Below are 3,661 nucleotides of genomic sequence, written 5' to 3'. Positions count from 1 at the left end.
TATTGGTTCTATAAAGTCGGTTCAACTTTGACTGAGCATGCAGACATTAAAACTTTATGGCATAGAGAAGATTATGAGCAAATGCTTGAAAAGCTCAATACAGATTCAACTTTGCAAGCCAATGTTTTAGAAAGAGATCGTGTAAATGGATAATAATTCAACTAAAAAACTTCCCCCTTATTTACAGAATGCACAAAACAATCAAGCAAATAAAACTGTTTCTTGGGGGCAGAATCTTAAAAAATACGATTTAGCCAAGATTGAACAAAAGAAAGCTGAATTACCTGCCAATCAATCTAAAGGCGCACCCAAAGCAATTGCAGTAAAACAGCTTTCTTCAGAAGGGGTAAATGAGCAAAAAAAGGATTGCCCATTTTGTCATGCAGAAGATGATAGTTTTTTTCTATTTCCGACACGCTATGCTATCGCTAAGAAAGCAGATACCCAAGCGGTTTCTCTACCTGCGCACTTGAATAGTTATGTAGGTGATAAGACCATTGCTTATTCGAAGTACACATTAAAATATTTAAATACAGGTTATTTATATGCCTTTGTTGAGTATGAGAATGGAGCAACCCGATGGTTGGGATATCGTGTCAATGAAGAAGGATTTCTAGCAAAGCTCAAGAATATTTTTGACCCGAATTGTGCACCGACGCCATATGGTTGTACCAATGAAAAACACTTTGCAAATAGCTCAATGATTTGTCTTGCGCCTTTTCAGAAGTCAAAGGCAAAAACAGCCTATCTTCTATTTTCAAAGGGATTTCTTACACAAGCAAGATTAAAACTCTACCAAGCAAATCGAGTTAGTTATGCCAATGAAAAAAAATGGCAGAAGATTAATTTAAATGCTTGGCGTGGAGGGCAAAAATCAAACTTTTGTTATAACCAGCAAATTTTTGATCGTCATGTTCCTACACCTAATTTTGCGAAATTTGGTAAGGCTAATCAAACTAGAAAGCAAAAAATTTCAGGTAAATTTGCCCAGTTTCCAAAAGCGGTATGTGGCGTTGCTATTTATGATGCTTTGGGAATTGCAATTGATTTAAATGAAAGAAGAAATGATCAATTTATTGAATTAACAAAATTCATGAATACCTATAAAGATGGTATTAGTAATCAGCAGCGATTTAATAGCATTCCTTTAATTGAATCGATTGAAGAAGGCTTAAAAAGAAAAGCCTTACAAAGTGCAAAAAAATGGGCAGAACACACTAAAAATGTTGATATGAAATCAATTGATGCCCAATTGAACCAACCTTATAGCGAACGTAATTTTCAAATGCATCAACAGAACCTTGAGCAGATGAAAAGAAAAAATCCTGAGCAGTACAAGTTTACCGAAAAAGCGCGTAAGGCTTATTTTGCGCAATATGGTATGACCCCACCAAGCTCTGCCAAACAGGCATATGAACAGCAAAAGGAAATCGCTCAACAGAAGGCAAAAGCACTGGAAAAGGCAAAGATTGAAAGCAATACCGCTTTTGCAATGAATCAGTGGGAGAATAAATATAAGCCTTTAGTCAAATATGATGAGATGCAGACATTTAAATCAAATGTTGCTACAAAGACTAAAAGTGGAATGGACAACGCAAATGTGGTAGGTGCTGATCATTTGATTTGGTTGAAATCGTCTCAATTAGTACAAGAGTTACACGCCTTTGATCCAGAAGATAAAATAAGTGGCTTTGTTTTTTATGAATACATGATGCAGGCCGTTGCTGGTACAGGCGTAACAAAGGCAGGCGCGACTCAGATGGATGGTTGGATTACCAAGCGTAAAGTCGAGTCTGATAATGTGTTTATGCGAGCGGTTCTTTATAACCAGAAATCTGCTATTGATTATTATAATGATGGCACACAAAGCTTCTTTGCATCGGTTGTAAATTATACCGACTGGACAACAGGCCAGAGTACCTATAAGCAGTTGATTGTTACTATTGCTGCCTTAGATGCTGCATGGGATGAATGGGCATCTAATAATGCCAACAAGCATTATATGCCCGATTTTGATAAGACTTTTGTGGGCCGTATAGGGCGTTGGAGCGCAGAGTTTATTCGTGTAGCAGCACAAAAAGCCAGAAGTACCAGTCTCGATCGTTTAATTGCCACACAAATTTGCTGCTTTTTATATGCTCGTACAGGTGTCTTTAGTAAAGGTGTAAATTTACATTCACTGATGTTGTTTGCAACTCCGGGACTAGATCCGCAGCGGCGAGATCCAAAGGTCAGCAATGCAACTTTAGATTCAATTTTAAATGACAGCAAAAACAAAGGTACTGCACGGGTTGCATCTTTTGTCATGGTGTTAGAAGCAATTAATTTAATGTTCCAATTAAATAAAACTATAGATTCTCAGCAGCAGTTGCAAATTTTAGGAGGAGCATGTGGCTTAATCACCGCCAGTTTGGAATTGGTTGGTGTTATTACAGTAACAACCAAAACTGCTACACATAACTTAATTAAATTCGCCGCAAATAGTTTTGCAATAGCTGGTAGTGCATTCTTTTCATTATACGATCTTAGAGCAGCAATGAGCAGTAATGATAGTTTCCTCGCGGTTGTTTATTTTGTTCGTGGTGGTGTGTATTTTGGTTTAGCTTTAAGCTATACGAAAATCTCCATTGATTTTCTACAAAGTGCAGGGAATGCGTTAAAAAGACCAGCTCTGATTAGTTTTTCTAAATTATTAGTTAAATCAAATTTTTACCTAATGATTACACGTATAGGTTCTGTTGTTTGGTTGGCTAGATTTAATATCATTATTCTAGGGCTAACAGCAGTTGAAATTATTTATAAAGTTTATTTTGCAGATAATGCACTTGAAGATTGGTGTAAAAAATCAGCCTTTGGTATTAATGTAGTGAATTTTGAGAATGAAGCAAAAGAGCTTGAGGTTTTTAATCAAGCATTTGTAGAGGTCGTTGGAGTGTAAATATGAAAGTAAAATATGGGACAATTAAAAAACTCCAATTTGTTGATGCAATTGTTGGTGAGTTACCAAAGCTGAGATCTCATGCAACAGCGATGGCTTTAGTATCGATGTTTGCAGAATCTGGAGGGATGGGGGCAGCAGCAACTTTAGCTGGGGTAAATGGGTTTCCAGGTTACTATATTCATTTCTATATTGATGATGTTGAGTTTTATGCAGCCTTTACAGGTCTATTTTTCAAAGAAGGAGAAGATATCTTTGTGGTTTATGATGAAGAAATAAAACAAAACTTTAATGTTTTAGCAGTTATGAATAAAAACACTAAACTATTAGGAATGGTAGCACCTTTTGGGCATACAGTAGAAATATCTGACAAGACTCATAATCGTAATGCATTATATCTGTTTTTAGGAATTAATATTTTTACAACTTTGGTTTTATTCTTTTTTGAATTTAAAATGTTTTTATTTCTTTCTGGATTGATAGGGTCATTTATAATAGTTTTTTCTATAGGTTATAGCGTTAAGAAACAATTTAGAGGGTATGCAGAGGAATCAGAACGAATTTATAAAATATTAGGTATTAGTGATATTAATGCTTTAAATGTAGAAATTAATAAGAATCATCTGAAGCCATACGAAGATAAAGAAACTAATCGTATCTATGATGATGTTCATAATTATACTGAATTTTTAAACTATGATCCTCAACCACTAGTAGATGTAG

At 35.3% G+C, this 3,661-nt stretch carries 2 protein-coding genes; both read left to right on the top strand.

Going from position 1 to position 3,661, the window contains the following annotated elements:
• Positions 1-145 precede the first annotated feature (145 nt).
• Positions 146-2,938: a T6SS effector BTH_I2691 family protein gene (locus tag WA352_RS21540; RefSeq protein ID WP_033134777.1), complete on the top strand. Its 2,793-nt coding sequence runs from the start codon at positions 146-148 to the stop codon at positions 2,936-2,938.
• Positions 2,939-2,940: 2 nt separating this feature from the next.
• The coding region (locus WA352_RS21535; protein WP_336143882.1) for a putative type VI secretion system effector at positions 2,941-3,661 on the top strand (721 nt) is incomplete at its 3' end.

This window comes from Acinetobacter sp. 102, from assembly GCF_037028485.1.
GTDB classification, from domain to species: domain Bacteria; phylum Pseudomonadota; class Gammaproteobacteria; order Pseudomonadales; family Moraxellaceae; genus Acinetobacter; species Acinetobacter higginsii.
This window is presented reverse-complemented; position numbering and strand designations above follow the sequence as displayed.

What these genes read in the sequence shown, in the direction of transcription:
- WA352_RS21540 (WP_033134777.1), top strand. Translation starts at nt 146, where the DNA reads ATGGATAATAATTCAACTAAAAAACTTCCCCCTTATTTACAGAATGCA.